The 14,283-nt window shown below is 74.7% G+C and carries 13 protein-coding genes; 6 read left to right on the forward strand and 7 right to left on the reverse strand.

Annotation, left to right across the window (positions count from 1 at the left end; all coding sequences use genetic code 11):
• Positions 1 to 6 precede the first annotated feature (6 nt).
• Positions 7 to 867: a hypothetical protein gene (locus GEV43_RS06245; RefSeq protein ID WP_160819863.1), complete on the reverse strand. Its 861-nt coding sequence runs from the start codon at positions 865 to 867 to the stop codon at positions 7 to 9.
• Positions 868 to 1,037: 170 nt separating this feature from the next.
• Here GEV43_RS06245 and hisN point away from each other — a divergent pair, with 170 nt between their 5' ends.
• The 4 genes from hisN (at position 1,038) to lhgO (ending at position 4,411) form a co-directional block, all read left to right on the forward strand.
• Positions 1,038 to 1,841 carry a histidinol-phosphatase gene (hisN, locus tag GEV43_RS06250; protein WP_160819864.1) on the forward strand — a complete coding sequence of 268 codons (804 nt, stop codon included), beginning with the start codon at positions 1,038 to 1,040 and terminating at the stop codon, positions 1,839 to 1,841.
• Between the two features lie 130 nt (positions 1,842 to 1,971).
• Complete coding sequence (locus GEV43_RS06255) at positions 1,972 to 2,778, forward strand: SAM-dependent methyltransferase (RefSeq protein WP_160819865.1); 807 nt, start codon at positions 1,972 to 1,974, stop codon at positions 2,776 to 2,778.
• Positions 2,779 to 2,907: 129 nt separating this feature from the next.
• Positions 2,908 to 3,099 carry a hypothetical protein gene (locus GEV43_RS06260; protein WP_160819866.1) on the forward strand — a complete coding sequence of 64 codons (192 nt, stop codon included), beginning with the start codon at positions 2,908 to 2,910 and terminating at the stop codon, positions 3,097 to 3,099.
• Positions 3,100 to 3,223: 124 nt separating this feature from the next.
• Complete coding sequence (lhgO, locus tag GEV43_RS06265) at positions 3,224 to 4,411, forward strand: L-2-hydroxyglutarate oxidase (protein WP_160824347.1); 1,188 nt, start codon at positions 3,224 to 3,226, stop codon at positions 4,409 to 4,411.
• A gap of 19 nt (positions 4,412 to 4,430) precedes the next feature.
• Here lhgO and GEV43_RS06270 read toward each other — a convergent pair whose 3' ends face one another.
• The gene (locus tag GEV43_RS06270; protein WP_160819867.1) at positions 4,431 to 5,891 is read right to left on the reverse strand and encodes a carboxylesterase/lipase family protein; all 1,461 of its coding nucleotides are present in this window, start codon (positions 5,889 to 5,891) and stop codon (positions 4,431 to 4,433) included.
• A gap of 122 nt (positions 5,892 to 6,013) precedes the next feature.
• Positions 6,014 to 6,631, reverse strand: a complete 618-nt coding sequence (locus GEV43_RS06275; protein ID WP_206681077.1) for a TetR/AcrR family transcriptional regulator — start codon at positions 6,629 to 6,631, stop codon at positions 6,014 to 6,016.
• Positions 6,632 to 6,735: 104 nt separating this feature from the next.
• Between GEV43_RS06275 and GEV43_RS06280 the strand changes: the two genes are divergently transcribed.
• Positions 6,736 to 7,596, forward strand: a complete 861-nt coding sequence (locus GEV43_RS06280) for an oxygenase MpaB family protein (protein ID WP_160819868.1) — start codon at positions 6,736 to 6,738, stop codon at positions 7,594 to 7,596.
• A gap of 52 nt (positions 7,597 to 7,648) precedes the next feature.
• On the opposite strand, the gene GEV43_RS06285 is transcribed toward GEV43_RS06280, so the two are convergent.
• Both GEV43_RS06285 and GEV43_RS06290 read right to left on the reverse strand, forming a co-directional pair.
• On the reverse strand, positions 7,649 to 8,458 hold the full coding sequence (locus GEV43_RS06285) for an SDR family oxidoreductase (protein WP_160819869.1): 810 nt from the start codon (positions 8,456 to 8,458) through the stop codon (positions 7,649 to 7,651).
• Entirely contained in the window at positions 8,455 to 9,828 is a 1,374-nt protein-coding gene (locus GEV43_RS06290) for a cytochrome P450 (protein WP_160819870.1), read from the reverse strand. Before GEV43_RS06290 ends, GEV43_RS06285 begins: the two co-directional genes overlap by 4 nt.
• A 216-nt stretch (positions 9,829 to 10,044) precedes the next feature.
• Between GEV43_RS06290 and GEV43_RS06295 the strand changes: the two genes are divergently transcribed.
• A complete protein-coding gene (locus GEV43_RS06295; protein WP_160819871.1) occupies positions 10,045 to 10,782 on the forward strand; it encodes a L,D-transpeptidase family protein in 738 nt (245 codons plus the stop codon).
• Between the two features lie 76 nt (positions 10,783 to 10,858).
• On the opposite strand, the gene GEV43_RS06300 is transcribed toward GEV43_RS06295, so the two are convergent.
• Positions 10,859 to 13,834: an AMP-binding protein gene (locus tag GEV43_RS06300; protein ID WP_309239480.1), complete on the reverse strand. Its 2,976-nt coding sequence runs from the start codon at positions 13,832 to 13,834 to the stop codon at positions 10,859 to 10,861.
• Between the two features lie 66 nt (positions 13,835 to 13,900).
• On the reverse strand, positions 13,901 to 14,254 hold the full coding sequence (locus tag GEV43_RS06305; protein WP_160819873.1) for a hypothetical protein: 354 nt from the start codon (positions 14,252 to 14,254) through the stop codon (positions 13,901 to 13,903).
• Between the last annotated feature and the right edge of the window lie 29 nt (positions 14,255 to 14,283).

The raw sequence follows: 14,283 nt of genomic DNA on the forward strand, positions 1-14,283 counted from the left end.
GCGCGGTCAGCCCTTGGTGGGCTCGTCGAGGAACGTGCGGGCCTTGGCCTCCGCCTCGTTCAGCGCCTTGACGTGCTCGGGCGCCAGCTCCTCCACGCACCGGGTCATCTCCTCGGTGACGTGGCTGAACGCGCTCTCCTCCGCGCCGCGCAGCGCGGCGCGCACGCTCGCCGAACGCGCCCCGAGCGCCGACCACTCCAGCTCCAGCCGCGCGACCGCCTCGTCGAACGCCCGGGACGTCTCGTCGCTCGCCTCCTTCAGCGCCTCGGGGATCGGCCCGCGGCCCGCCTGCCGGGCGTGGCTGGACAGCGTGGAGATCCGGCTCGCGAGCGTCAGCCCCTCGCGGGCGAGCGGCAGCACATCGTGGATCAGGTCGGTCACCGCCTTGGCCAGCTCCTCGACCCGGGTCAGCAGCGTCCGGGTTGCGTCCTCCATCGCCGCCGAGGTGCGCGCGGCGACCCGTTCGGCGACGTCGCGCTGCTGGCGGTCGAGCGCGGGGACGACGGCGGCGTCGAGCTTGCGGCGCAGCTCGCGCTCGCGGTCGGCGCGGTCGGCGCCGTCGTCCGGTCCGGCCCGCTCGGCCCAGTCGGACCAGACCCGCTGGAGCCGCTCCTCCCCGGACGCGGTGATCTCCGCGGTGATCTCCTCCAGGGCCTCGGCGGCGCGGGCCTTGAGCCGCTCCACCCGCCCGTACAGCGCCTCCCGCTTGAACGGGTCGTTCAGCTCGTTGAGCAGCGCCTGGAGGCGCCGCGAGACGTCGATGGCGTGCTCGGCCAGGGGGACGAGCCGGTCGGCGAGCTCGTCGAGCGTGGCTGCGCGGCGGGGATCGGTCAGCTCGGCCACCCAGCCGGGAAGGTCGTGGGCCATGCGCCCATGCTCCCACCCGCGCGGCCCGGCGGCGGCGCGCACGCGCCCACCGGCCGAAGTCGTCCGGGAAAGCCGCGCGGTGCGGGCGCCGCGACCGTTCGGCGCGGCCCCCGGCCCGGACGGCGGCAAGTGTGTCGGCGCGCGGCGTGATCACGGTAGCGTGGCACGCCGTGGCGGGCTATTCCGATGACCTGCGTCTCGCGCACGTGCTCGCGGACGGGGCCGACGACATCACGACCAAGCGCTTCCGCGCGCTCGACCTGGACATCGAGACCAAGCCGGACCTGACGCCGGTCAGCGACGCCGACCGCAGCGTGGAGGAGCAGATCCGCGGCACGCTGAAGCGGGCGCGCCCCCGCGACGCGGTGCTCGGCGAGGAGTACGGCCGCACCGGCTACGGGCAGCGCTGCTGGATCATCGACCCGATCGACGCCACCAAGAACTTCGTCCGCGGCGTCCCGGTGTGGGCGACGCTGATCGCGCTGATGGAGCAGGACGAGATCGTCGTCGGGGTGGTGTCGGCGCCCGCGCTGAACCGCCGCTGGTGGGCGGCGCGCGGCGGCGGCGCGTGGACGGGCCGCAGCCTCGCCCGCGCCAGCCGGATGCAGGTGTCCTCGGTGACCGAGCTGTCGGACGCCTCGCTGTCGTTCTCCAGCCTGAGCGGGTGGGAGGAGCAGGACCGGCTCGACCGGTTCCTCGACCTGACGCGCGCGGTGTGGCGCACCCGGGCGTTCGGCGACTTCTGGTCGCACATGATGGTCGCCGAGGGCGCGGTGGACGTGTCCGCCGAGCCGGAGGTGTCGCTGTGGGACCTGGCGCCGCTCCAGGTGATCGTCGAGGAGGCCGGAGGGATGTTCACCGACCTGTCGGGCGTGCCGGGCCCGGACGGCGGCAGCGTGGTGTGCACCAACGGCCGCCTGCACGCCGAGGTGCTGCGCACGCTCGGCGGCGGCCAGCTCTCCCTGCGCATCTGACTCCCGCCCCCTGCTCCGGCGCCGCCCGCCTCCGGGCGCGCCGCCCGAGGCCCGCCGCCCGGGAACCCGCCAACCGAACCCGCCACCAGAACCCCGCGCTTCCGATTCCGGCTATCTGAGAGGGAACCTCATGACGGACGCATCCGGTCGGCCGCCCTCGGTCGACGACACCGTTCCGCAGACCGCCCGCATCTGGAACTACTGGCTGGGCGGCAAGGACAACTACCCCGTGGACCGCGAGGTCGGCGACGACATCCTCAAGATGATCCCCGACATGGCGCTGATGGCGCAGGCGACGCGGCAGTTCCTCACCCGCGCCGTCCGCTACCTCGCGGCCGAGGCGGGGGTGCGGCAGTTCCTCGACATCGGCACCGGGCTGCCCACCGCCGACAACACCCACGAGGTCGCGCAGCGCGCGGCGCCCGACTCCAAGATCGTGTACGTGGACAACGACCCGCTCGTGCTCGTCCACGCGCGCGCCCTGCTGACCAGCTCGCCGCAGGGCCGCACCGCGTTCCTGGACGCCGACCTGCGCGACCCCGAGGCGGTGCTGGCGGGCGCGGCCGAGACGCTCGACTTCGACCGGCCGATCGCGCTGATGCTCATGGGCATCCTCGGGCACATGACGGAGTTCGACGAGGCCAAGTCGATCGTCCGGCGGCTGGTCGAGGCCCTGCCGAGCGGCAGCCACCTCGCCCTGTACGACGCGACCAACGTGATCAGGAGCCCGGAGACCAACGAGGCCATCCGGATCTGGAACGAGTCGGCCAAGCCGCCCTACGTGCTGCGGACGCCGGACGAGCTGGGCGAGTTCTTCGAGGGCCTGGAGCTGGTCGAGCCCGGCATCGTGTCGTGCCCGTTCTGGCGGCCCGAGCCCAGCGACATCGGCGCTCCCGAGGAGATCGACGAGTTCTGCGGGGTCGGCCGCAAGCCGTGACCGGCCGGGCCCCGGCCCGGCGCCGGGGCCCGCGCGACTGGCATCGCCCGTACTCGCGACATATCGTGGAACAACGGTCGCGGGGCGGCCGTTGTCCCAGTGGGCGGCCGTTTTCGGAGGTAGAGGCAGATGTCGGCCAAGACAAAACTCGTCATCGGCGGAGTCGTCGTCGGCGTCGTGACCCTGGTGTGGTTCCCGTGGTGGCTCAGCGCACTGATCGTCCTGGCCGTGCTCGGGGCCCCCGTGGTCGGGTACATGATGCTCGACCCGTCGCAGCGCAAACGCGTCCGCGCGCAGGGACGCAAGAGGATCGGGAGCTGAGCCGACCCGCGCCCCCGCCTGACCGCCCGCCCCTTCCGCCCGTCCGGTCCTTCCGGTCCGCCGGGCGGACGGGGCGCGGGCCCGTCCCCCGCCTCGGTAGGGTGCGGGCGTGACCGAGTTGCGGATGGGCGTCGTCGGCGCCGGGATCCTCGGCCTCGCCGTCGCCCGCCGGCTGGCCGAGGCGTACCCGGGCGCGAGCGTGACGGTCCTCGACAAGGAGGACCGGATCGCCGCGCACCAGACCGGGCACAACAGCGGCGTCGCGCACGCGGGCCTCTACTACGCGCCGGGCTCGCTGAAGGCGACGCTGTGCCGGCGCGGCGTCGGGCTGCTGAAGGACTACTGCGCGGACCGCGGCCTGCCGTACGAGGAGTGCGGCAAGGTCGTGGTGGCGCGCGACGGGCGCGAGCTGGCCGCGCTCGACGGCATCGAAGAGCGCGCCGCCGCCAACGGCGTCCCCGGGCTGCGGCGGCTGTCCGCCGGGGAGCTGCGCGAGATCGAGCCGCACGCGGCCGGGGCCGCCGCCCTGCACTCCCCCACCACCGCGATCGTCGACTTCCCCGCCGTGGCCGCCGCGTACGCCGACGACGTGCGCGCGGCGGGCGGGGAGGTCAGGCTCGGGTTCGAGGTCGTCCGGATGCGGCGCGCGGGCCCGGCCGGCGAGCGGGTCGCGGTCCGCTCGCCGCGCGAGGAGCTGGTCTTCGACCGGCTGGTGGTCTGCGCGGGGCTCCAGTCCGACCGGGTCGCGCGGCTGGCGGGCGGCTCCGCGGCCCCCGCGATCGTGCCGTTCCGCGGCGAGTACCTGCGGCTGGTCCCCGGCCGTACGGACCTGGTGCGCGGGCTCATCTACCCGGTGCCCGACCCGCGCTACCCCTTTCTCGGCGTGCACTTCACCCGCCGCGTGGACGGCGGCGTCGACATCGGCCCCAACGCGGTGCTGGCGCTCGCCCGCGAGGGCTACCGGCGGCGCGACGTCCGCGCCGCCGACCTGTGGGAGACGCTGCGCTGGCCGGGGTTCCGGCGCCTGGCGCGGCGGCACTGGCGCACGGGGGCCAGGGAGCTGTACGGCTCGGCGGTCAGGCGGGCGTTCGTCGCGGAGGCCCGCGCGTTCGTCCCGGCGCTGCGCGACGCCGACGTGGTCCCGGCGCCCGCCGGGGTGCGCGCCCAGGCCGTCGACCCGGACGGCTCCCTGGTGGACGACTTCCGGATCGGCCGGCTCGGCCCGGTCGTCACGGTCCGCAACGCCCCGTCCCCGGCCGCCACCTCGTCCCTCGCGATCGCCGAGCACGTCGTCGACCGCCTCAAGGACTGACCCGTCCGAGGCCGGGGCGTCAGCCGGCGGTCCAGAGCTTGCGGTCGTCGCCGCGCGGGTCGTTCACCACGGGGTTCTCCGCGCCGTCGAAGACCTTGACGCCGCGGGCGTCCGGGTCGAACGGCGTCCAGCCGGGGTCGCCCTCGGCCGCGAACCGCACCCACGCGCCGTGCATGGCGTCGGCGAGGGCCTGCGGCGCGTCGGGCCCGGCCATCTCCTCGGTCCCGGCGCTGAGGTTGTCGAAGACGAAGCCGAGTTCGAGGGCGTGGCAGGCGCCGAGACCGTGCACGGGCGAGCGCCAGCCGAACTCGTACATCCAGCGGTTGCCGCGGTGCCCGTCCGCGACGCGGTTGGCGGGGACGCGGAACAGCCCGTCGGTGATCAGGACGGCCAGCAGCTCGCCGGCCTCCAGTTCCGGGTGCCGGTCGCGGTACCCGGCGGCGACGGCGGGCGGCACGCCCATCCCGTCGGCGACGGCCGCGACCAGGTCGTGGGTGAGGACGGCGGCGAGCCCGCTCGGCATCAGGAACAGCCGGAACTCCTCGGCCGTGTAGCCGATCAGCAGGTCCACGCCGCGTCCGGCGCCGTCCGCGATGGCGTCCTCGGGCCTGCGGCGGAGCAGGTCGCCGTCCAGGACCGGTTGCAGCGACATGCCGCCGGACGCCGTCGTCGCGCCCCAGCGGCCCGGGTCGGGCAGCGCGGCGACCTCCGCGGCGACGGCCGCCTGGACGGGGATGACCGCGGCCGGGTCGAGCGCCGCGAAACCCTCGGCGGTCGGCTCGACGCCGAGCCGCCGCGCCATCTCCTCCGTGACGAGCAGCGCGTCGTCCGGGGTCTGCGCGATGTTGCCCGCGCCGCTCTGCGCGATCGCCCGGTGGAACAGGCCGAGGTCGAGGGAGAGCAGCGTCGTGACGCTCATCGCGCCGGCCGACTCGCCGAACACCGTCACCCGCGCCGGGTCGCCGCCGAACGCCGCGATGTTGTCGCGGACCCAGGCGAGCGCGGCGATCTGGTCGCGCAGCCCGCGGTTCGCCGGGGCGCCGGGCAGGTGCGCGAAGCCCTCCACGCCGAGCCGGTAGTTGATCGTCACGCAGACCACGCCGTCGCGGGCGAAGTTGGCGCCGTCGTAGACGCCGACGGCGCCCGAGCCGTTGCGGAACGCGCCGCCGTGGATCCACACCATCACCGGCAGGCCCTCGCCGCCGGGCGTCCACACGTTGAGGTTGAGGCAGTCCTCGCCGCCGATCGACGGGTCGGGCAGCAGCCGGTCGTACGGGCGCGGGTAGCCGGGCTTCGGCGCGGTCGGCCCGAACCGGACGGCGTCGCGGACGCCGTCCCACGGCTCGGGCGGGCGCGGCTCGCGGAACCGGTCCGGCCCGAACGGGGCCGCCGCGTAGGGGATGCCGAGGTAGGCGGTCACCCCGCCGTCCAGGGCCCTCCCCCGGACCCTGCCGTACGCCGTCGCAACGATCGGCTCCATGCCCGCGCCCTCCGGTTCTAGAACGAGATTCGACCAGCGTACGCGACCGCCCTCCGGCGCCGGAATCACCCCGGCCCGGCGCGGCGGACGCGCGATCGGGGGGCGGGCGCGTACCGCCGCGTTCAGGGGGACGGGCGCAGCAGGCGGGTGAGGTGCTCCCGGGCGAACGCGCGGATCTCGTCCTCACCGTCGAGCCGCAGGCCGCCGTCCGGGACGAGCAGCAGCGACACCGCGACGCGCAGCAGCACCTCGGCGACCGTGTCGAAGTCCTGGCGGTCGCCGGGCCGGGCCCGCCGGAGCCGGTCGGCGAGGATGTCGCGCGCGGCGAGCATGACCGCGCCGCCGTTCATGCTGAGCTGCGGGAGGAACGACTCGGGCTCGCTGTGCAGGACGCGGGTCAGCAGGGCCTGGTCGCGGGCGGCCTGGAGGCCGACCACGAACCCCTCCACCACCGCCTCCTCGGCCGAGCCGAGCCGCTCGGTGGCCTCGGCGATCGCGGTGAGGAACCGCCGCACCTCCCGCAGGATCACCGCCTGGAGGAGCTGCTCCTTGTTGGTGAACCGCCGGTAGATCGTGGTGCGGGCGACCCCGGCGCGCTTGGCGACGTCCTCCACGCTGACCCGCCGCAGCCCGTAGGTCTCGAACTCCGCGAGCGCGGCGTCCAGGATCCGCGTGTCGAGGCCGTCGGTGTCCGGAACGGCCGCGAGCAGCCCGGCCAGCGGGGTCGTGTCCATGGTCATAGCCGCACCCTAACCGCGCGGCGGGCCCGCTCCGCGCCCCGCGTCAATACAGAGCTACAATACTTGTAGTTCTGTCCTTCACAGTGATCCCCCCGGCGGTGCCCATGACGGACCAGACCCGCGACGACGAGCCCGCCCCGCTCGGGCCGTCCTCCCTGACCTGGCGCTACTTCGGCGACACCCGGACGCTGCTGGTCGGCCCGCGCGCCGCCGTGCTCCAGAACATGCTGCCCGCCCTCGGCCAGGGCGTCCTGGACCACTCGGTCTTCTTCTCCGAGACGTTCGCCCGCCTCCGGCGCTCGGCGGGCCCGATCCTGGACACGGTGTACGGGGGCGCGCGCTCCCCCGGGACCGGGCGGCGGGTCCGCGACTTCCACCGCGAGATCAAGGGGACGATGCCGGACGGCTCGCGCTACCACGCGCTCGATCCCGAGACGTACTACTGGGCGCACGCGACGTTCCTCGACAACATGCTCTACGCCGTCGAGACGTTCATCCGGCCGCTGAGCGAGGCGGACAAGCGGCGCCTCTACGAGGAGTCCAAGACCTGGTTCCGCATGTACGGGGTCAGCGACCGGGCGATGCCGGAGGACTGGGAGGCGTTCCAGGCGTACTGGAAGCGGATGCTCGAAGAGGTCGTCGTGCCGCACAAGACGGCGCGCTACGGCGTCGGCTACGTGACCAAGGGCCTGCCGGCGCCGCCCCGGGTGCCCGCGCCGGTCTGGCGCGCGGTGAGCCCGCCGCTGAACGCCGTCGCCCGCTTCCTCACCGTCGGCGGGATGCCGCCGCGGACGCGGGAGCTGCTCGACCTTCCGTGGAGCGCCGCCGACGAGCGCCGCTACCGGCGGTTCGCCGCGGCCGTCCGGCGGCTCGGCCCGGTGTGGCCGCTGCTGCCGGAGGCCGTCCGCTACCTCCCGCACGCGCGCCGCGCGTTCCGCCGCGAGGGCCGTCCGCGCGCACGCTGACCCGGAGCGCGCCGGGGCCGGAGCCGCCGCCCCGGCCCCGGCACGCCGCGCGTCAGCCGGACGTGCGGATCCTGGCGTCATAGGACTTCCTGGCCTGCTCGTCGTAGTCGAGGAAGATCGTGTCGAGCCCGTAGCGGCGGCCGATCGCCTGCTTCAGGCGGTCCGGGAACAGCGCGCCCAGGCGGGTCTGCGCGGCGAGCGCCTTCGGCACGACGGCCTGCGGCCGGGGCCGTCCGATCAGCGCGACGACGGCGTCCGCGATGTCCTCGGGCTCGCAGTTCCTCATGCCCTTCGGGCTGCGCGTCCCGGCGATCAGCTCGGTGTTGGTGAACGACGGCAGCACGGCGCTGACGTGCACGCCCCGGTCCTGGACCTCCAGCCGCGCCGCCTCGGTGAACGCGACGACGGCGGCCTTGCTCGCGTTGTAGAGCGCGAGGCCGGGGGTCGGCAGGACGCCCGCGAGCGAGGCGATGTTGATCACGTGGCCGCGGCCGCGCGGCAGCATCCGGTCGAGGGCGAGCTTGGTGCCGAGCATGACGCCGTGCACGTTGATGTCGAGGCAGCGGCGCGCGTCGGCGTCGCTCTCCCCGGTGACGGGGCCGATCGGCATGATCCCCGCGTTGTTGACCAGGACGTCCAGGCGGCCCGCGCTCTCCTCCGCCCGGTCGAGGAACGCCGCGAACGACTCGCGCGAGGTGACGTCCACGGTGAGCGCGGCGACGCCGAGCCGCTCGCCCGCCTCCTTGGCGGCGGCCTCGTCGATGTCGCCGACGACGACCGTGCCGCCCTTGGCCTTCAGCGCGCGCGCCGTCGCGTAGCCGATCCCGCGGGCGCCCCCGGTGATCGCGATGACCTTGCTCATCGGCTCTTCTCCAAACGGTCGAGGCGGACGGGCAGGCCGTCCTTGGGAGAGGGCAGGGACGTGGTGTCCAGAGGCCATTGGTACCGCGCGGGCACGCTCCAGCGGTAGCGCTGGAGCACCTGGTGCAGCACGCTCTTGACCTGCATCCCCGCGAAGTGCAGGCCGATGCACTTGTGCGCGCCGCCGCCGAACGGCGCCCACGCGTACTTGTGCGCCTTGTCCTCGCGGCGTTCGGGGGCGAACCGCTCGGGGTCGAACCGCTCGGGCTCGGGCCACCACTCGGGCATGTGGTGGTTGGTCAGCGGCGGGACGACGACGGTCGTCCCGGCGGGGATGTGGAAGCCGAGCAGCTCGGTGTCCTTGACGACCTTGCGCGGCAGCGCGGGCACGGGCGCGACGAGCCGCAGCGCCTCCTTCATCACCATGTCGATGCCGGTCAGCTCGTCGAGGTCGTCGAACTCCAGGCCCGTCCGCCCGTGCTCGTCCACCAGCGCGAACGACTCGTCGCGCAGCCGCTCCTGCCACTCGGGGTACTTGGCGAGGTAGTACGCCATCGTGGTGAGCGTGATCGTCGTCGTGTCGTGCGCCGCCATCAGCGCGAAGATCATGTGGTTGACGACGTCCTCGTCGGTGAACCGGTGGCCGTCGTCGGTCTCGGCCTGGCACAGCGCGGCGAACAGGTCGTCGCCGCCGTCGCGGCGCTTGGCCGGCAGGTGCGCGGCGAAGAACGCCTCCAGCACCCTGCGGGCCTTCATGCCCTTGTGCCAGCGCAGCCCCGGCACCGGGAACCGGACGTACGCCGTCCCGGCCCGCACGGCGTCGATGAACGCGCCGTTGATCCGGTCGGCCTCGGCGCGGTCGAGCTCGACGCCCATGAACACGTCGGCGGCGAGGTCCAGGGTGAGCTGCTTGACGTGGTCGTACACGGTGAAGCCGAGGCCGGGCTCCCACGCGTCCAGGCCGCGTTCGATGCCGGGCGCCATCGCCTCCATGTACGCGCGCAGCCGCGGCTTGTTGAACGCCTGCTGCATGATGCGCCGGTGGTGCAGGTGCTCCTCGAAGTCCAGCAGCATGATGCCGCGGTAGAAGAACGGCCCGATGAAGTAGCTCCAGGCGGGGCCGTTCGCGAACGCCTTGTCGCGGTTGACCAGCACCGCCTCGGCCGCCTCGGGGCCCTGCACGGTGACGGTGCGCTGCCCGAGCAGCCATCCCCACGTGACCGGCCCGAACTGCTCGTACCGCTGCCGGGCGACCTTGAACGGCTGCCGCATCACCTGGAAGGTGTTGCCGATGAGCGGGATGCCCGGTTCGCCGCGGACCGGTTTGAGGCCGCTGCCCTCCGGCGGCGGCGCGAGGATGCTCGTGGCCATGGGACCCCTCCGGTGCCCGGGGCGGAACGCGGGGGCGCTCCCGGGCGTGCAACAAAAGTGCGGAATGTGTAGCTTTGTTGTAACGCAGGCGACATCGGAAAGTCCAGGGAACGCGGAGGTGAGTTCGGACTCCCGGTACGGCCACGGCACGGCAAAGATCGCGCGGTGCGGACCGGGGCGCGCGCTTTCCCGGCCGCCGCGTTCTAGCCTCCGTTCATGATCGTCGGCTTCGCGCTCGCGGCCACCGGCCTCCTCGCCACCGCCGCCCCGCCCCTCACCGCGCCCCCGCCCCCGTCCGCCCACGGCACGGCGACCGCGCACGCCGTGACCGCCGTGCGCGGCGGCGCGGCGGGAGTGCGGGCGATCAGGCCCGGGGACCGCGGGCCCGCGGTGCGCGCGCTCCAGAAGCGGCTGCGGACGCTGCGCTACGACCCGGGACCGGCGAACGGCTCGTACGGCGAGACGACGCGGGCCGCCGTGTGGGCGTTCCAGAAGGTCAACCGGATGCGCCCGACCGGGATCGTCGGCAAGCGCGAGCGCGCCGCGCTCAAGCACCCGCGCGCGCCGCGGCGGCTCGTCCGGCACCGGGCGCGGAACCGGGTCGAGATCGACCTCAGGCGGCAGGTCCTCGTCGTGTACCGCAAGGGACGGGTCGCGCTGATCACGCACATCTCGACCGGGTCGGGCCGCCGCTACTGCCACCGCGGCCGGTGCGGCATCGCGCGCACGCCGAGGGGCGACTTCCGGGTGACGCGGCGGGTGAGGGGCTGGCGGCACTCGCCGCTCGGCTACATGTACCGGCCGCTGTACTTCCACAACGGCTACGCGATGCACGGCTCGGTCAAGGTCCCTTTGCGGCCGGTGTCGCACGGGTGCGTCCGGATCCCGATGCACACCGCCGACATCGTCCCGCGCCTGGTCAGGAACCGCACGCCGGTGCACGTACGGCGCTGACCCCGCCCCCGCAGGCTCTCGGCGTGCCGCCGGCATGGGCGGCCTCGTGCCGGCGGCACGCCGAGACCGCACGCGCTCAGCGCGCCCGGCTCGCCGGACGCGCCTTGCGGAGGCGCTTGCGGGCCGCCTCCGTCAGCGGCCGGTACGCGCCCGACCGGTCGCGGTAGAACGTGCGGGAGTGCTCGGACGGCGGGACGCCCTCGTCGCGCAGCGGCGCGGTCAGGAGCCGGCGGCCCGCGGTGACCGGGATGTCGTCCACCACCCGGACGATCGCCGGACGCAGCTCCGGCTCGACGCGCAGGAGCGCCTCGGACAGGTCGACGGGCTTCACCACGCCGGCGCCGTCCGTCCCCGCCGCGCCGGGCCGCAGCGTCACCGCCGCGGCGGCCAGGTCGGCGCCGTCCCCCGCCGGGACGCCGTAGACGGCGACCGAGTCGATGTACGGCAGGTCGCCGAGCGCGTCGCGGATCGGGCCGGGCGGGACGATCCCCTCGGCCGTGCGGATCAGCTCGGTCTCGCGGCCGACCAGCCAGAAGTCGCCGTCGGCGTCGCGCCGGAACAGGTCGCCGGTGATCGTCCAGGCGTCGTCGGGCGCGAAGGCGCCGCGGACGGGGCGGGCGGCGGACGCGACCGCGGCGGGACGCAGCCGGGCCAGCAGCATCCCGATCTCGCCGGGCTCGCACTCGACCGCGAACCCGTCCGGGCCCTCGGCGAGCCGCCCGCGCTCCAGGTCGTACCGGGCGAGCCGGACGCGCGTGCTGCCCGGCAGCGGGCGGCCGAGCGAGCCGGGCTTCTTGCCGGTCAGGTTGACCAGGACCGCCTCGCCCTCCGTCGCGGCGTAGAACTCCAGGACGCGCGCGGGCGCGAAGCGCTCCTCCACGCGCCGCCACAGCCCGCGCGGCATGCCCGACCCGATGAACAGCCGCACCGCGTGGTGCCGTTCGCCCGGGTGCGGCGGGGCGTCGACGAGGTCGCGCAGCAGCGTCCAGGTGTACGAGGCGACGGTGACGCCGTAGCGGCGCGCCTCGTCCCAGAACGTCTCGGGGTCGTACGCGCCGGCGAGCGCGAGCCTGGCGCCGCCGGCGACCGCGCCGCCGAGGCTCATCAGCAGCGCGGACGGGTGCTGGATCGGGGTGATGCTGTAGACGGTGTCGGCCGGGGACAGCGTGGCGGACGAGGCGGTGCCGAACGCCGACAGCGCCCACCGCCGGTTGGTGACGCGGGCCGCGCGGACCCGGTCGCCGTCGCCGGTGAACAGCACGAACGCCACGTCGCCCGCCCGCCCCGGGTTGGGCCGGTACCAGCCGGGCAGCTCGACCTCGCCGGGGTCGATCCGTTCCATGTCGGGCAGCGGAGCGCCGGGGTCGCGGTCGGCGCCGCCGCCGAGGACGTGGCCGGGGACGTCCAGCCGGGCGGCGACGGCGGCGTGCTCGGGGTCGGCGATGACGCGCGCGATCCGGCCGAGCTCCGCCTCGCGGGCGGGGTCGCCGTCGGGCCGCAGCAGCACGGCGACGGCGCCGAGCCGGCTGAGCGCGGCGACGAGCGCGAGGGCGGTCGGGCGGGTGCCCATGAGCACGCCGACCGCGTCGCCCTGCCGCACGCCGATGTGGACGAGCCCGCGGACGATCGCGTCGATGCGGCCCTTCGCCGCCTCGTGCGTGTGGGCGCGCCCCTGGTAGAGGAAGAACACCCCGTCGGGCGAGCCGGCCGCCTGCTCGTCCAGCAGCAGTCCGAGCGACATCCGGGTGCTGGAGTGGATGCGCTCCAGGCGGGCGAGTCGCGGGAGGTTGCGCGTGGCCTCGTGCGAGAGCTGCCGCGTCCCCCGGACGGCGCGCGCGGCGGTCGCCGCGGCCGAACGGACCGCGCTGGACCCGATGCCCATGGCGAGCTGGAGCCCGTACCCGGCGACGCCGCCGGGCAGCGCGGGCGCCTCGGCCGCCTCCTCGCCGCGTCCGACCGGCCGCACGATCTCGGGCAGGCCCGCCGCCTCCGCGCCGTTCGCGTCGGCGTGGTCGCGCCAGCGGGCCCAGGCCGCGACGGCGGGCCAGGTCTGCGCGATCGCGAGGCTGCCGACGACCAGGCCGAAGTGCCCGGCCCGCAGCGACGCCTCGTACACCTCGGCGCGGGACGCGGCGCGGCGGATGCCGCGCACCATCGGCGGCGGCGCGATCTCGTCCACCTCGCCGACGAACGTCAGCACCGGGCAGGCGATGTCGGCGAGCGTGACGAGCCGGTCGCCGATGACGAAGCCGCCGGTCAGCATCCGGTTGTGCTGGATGAACTGCCGGACGAACTCGGCGAGCGCGGGACCGGGCCACGACACCCAGCCCTCGCGTTCGAGGAACCGGCGCTGGCGCTCGCGCGGCGCGAGCCGTTCGCGGTCGTGGAGCTGGAGGATGAACTCGACGCGGCTGCGCACCGACTTGACCGGGCTGAGGAGCTGGAACCCGGTCCTGGTCACCCAGCCGGGCACCGCGACGCTGCGCAGCAGCGCGTCCGGGATGCGCCCCGCCCCCTCCGACGCCACCCAGCTCGGCAGCCCGAACGGGAGCCCGACGCTGGTGTCGGCGGGGCTGCCGAACGTCACGACCGACGCGACGCCCTCGCTGCGCCGGTACGCGGCGGCCTGGTAGACGAACATGCCGCCCTGCGAGTAGCCCGCGAGGTGGACGTCGCGTCCGGTCGCCGCCCTGATCCGGTCCACGGCGTCGCTGACCGCGAGGACATGGTCGGTGATGGTGCGCTCCAGCCCGCCGGGCTCCCGCTCGGGCGCGCCGAAGTCGACCACCCACGGGTCCACCCCGAGGTCGCGCAGCACCCCGACGGCGCTGACCCGCGAGGAGATGTCGTACACCTCGGCGGTGATCATGAGGGGCGGGACGAGCAGCATCGCCGGCCGGTCGTCCGGGTCGTCCGGAAAATAGTGCCGGAGCCGGTAGACGCGCTGCTCGGCCGCCACCGCGTACGGCGAGGCGTCCTCGTCGGTGTCGAGCCCGCCGAAGCGCGCGACCTCCAGGGCGTTCTGGGCGGTGGAGCCCAGGCGGCGGAGCACTGTGACAACAGGGGGCATCGTCGACCTCTCAGAGCGTCAACGACATGGTGTCCGTTATCAACGCCTTTAGCAATCGGACCGCAGCGAGGCGAGGCACCCCGCCAGCCCCGCGACCAGCCCGACGCTCTGCACCAGTGACCCGGCGAACGCGAGGAACTCTCCAGGATCCCCGAGCGCGTCCCGCAGATTGGGCGTCGCGACGGCGCCCACCGAGAGCGCCGCCGCGATCAGCGTCGGCACGGCCATCGCCCACCGCGGCCGGACGAACAGCGCGATCAGAGCACCCACCGTGAACAGGATCAGCCCCGGCGGCACCACCGGATAGTTCATGCCCCCAGCGATCTGGACCGGGATGGCGACGGCCGCGAGCGCGAGGCCCGCCGCCGCGAGCCTGCGGGCATTGGACGAAGCGACGTACACGTGAGAATCCCTCCGACGGCGACGAACGC

Source organism: Actinomadura sp. J1-007 (assembly GCF_009793335.1).
Taxonomy (GTDB): domain Bacteria; phylum Actinomycetota; class Actinomycetes; order Streptosporangiales; family Streptosporangiaceae; genus Spirillospora; species Spirillospora yumaensis.

Bases quoted from the DNA above. Each gene is read 5' to 3' on its own strand.
- GEV43_RS06255 (WP_160819865.1), top strand. From the start codon at position 1,972: ATGACGGACGCATCCGGTCGGCCGCCCTCGGTCGACGACACCGTTCCG.
- GEV43_RS06280 (WP_160819868.1), top strand. From the start codon at position 6,736: ATGACGGACCAGACCCGCGACGACGAGCCCGCCCCGCTCGGGCCGTCC.
- GEV43_RS06260 (WP_160819866.1), top strand. From the start codon at position 2,908: ATGTCGGCCAAGACAAAACTCGTCATCGGCGGAGTCGTCGTCGGCGTC.
- GEV43_RS06295 (WP_160819871.1), top strand. From the start codon at position 10,045: ATGATCGTCGGCTTCGCGCTCGCGGCCACCGGCCTCCTCGCCACCGCC.
- GEV43_RS06245 (WP_160819863.1), bottom strand. From the start codon at position 867: ATGGCCCACGACCTTCCCGGCTGGGTGGCCGAGCTGACCGATCCCCGC.
- GEV43_RS06285 (WP_160819869.1), bottom strand. From the start codon at position 8,458: ATGAGCAAGGTCATCGCGATCACCGGGGGCGCCCGCGGGATCGGCTAC.
- GEV43_RS06290 (WP_160819870.1), bottom strand. From the start codon at position 9,828: ATGGCCACGAGCATCCTCGCGCCGCCGCCGGAGGGCAGCGGCCTCAAA.
- GEV43_RS06270 (WP_160819867.1), bottom strand. From the start codon at position 5,891: ATGGAGCCGATCGTTGCGACGGCGTACGGCAGGGTCCGGGGGAGGGCC.
- GEV43_RS06275 (WP_206681077.1), bottom strand. From the start codon at position 6,631: ATGACCATGGACACGACCCCGCTGGCCGGGCTGCTCGCGGCCGTTCCG.
- lhgO (WP_160824347.1), top strand. From the start codon at position 3,224: ATGGGCGTCGTCGGCGCCGGGATCCTCGGCCTCGCCGTCGCCCGCCGG.